Source organism: Nosocomiicoccus sp. HMSC059G07 (genome assembly GCF_001815515.1).
Lineage (GTDB): Bacteria > Bacillota > Bacilli > Staphylococcales > Salinicoccaceae > Nosocomiicoccus > Nosocomiicoccus ampullae_A.
In genome coordinates, this window is the sequence record NZ_KV820878.1 from 1 (window position 1) to 207 (window position 207).

Below are 207 nucleotides of genomic sequence, written 5' to 3' on the forward strand. Positions count from 1 at the left end.
TAACATCGACTATATGATGAACCAACGTGATTTTGTTGATAAAGATTCGCAAGAAGTAACTGAAGCAGTAGAGAAAATTAAGCGAGGAGGCGAGGCAGTTGAGTAAACAATTTACGATAGATCAGCAACGTGCGATTGATACAAGAGGTAGTGACGTATTAGTGTCTGCAGCAGCAGGAAGTGGTAAAACAGCTGTCCTCGTCGAGC

The 207-nt window shown here is 42.5% G+C and carries 1 protein-coding gene; it reads left to right on the forward strand.

The genetic code is table 11. From position 1 onward, the window contains the following. Positions 1-98: 98 nt before the first annotated feature. The coding region (locus HMPREF3029_RS09290) for a UvrD-helicase domain-containing protein (RefSeq protein WP_144265455.1) at positions 99-207 on the forward strand (109 nt) is incomplete at its 3' end.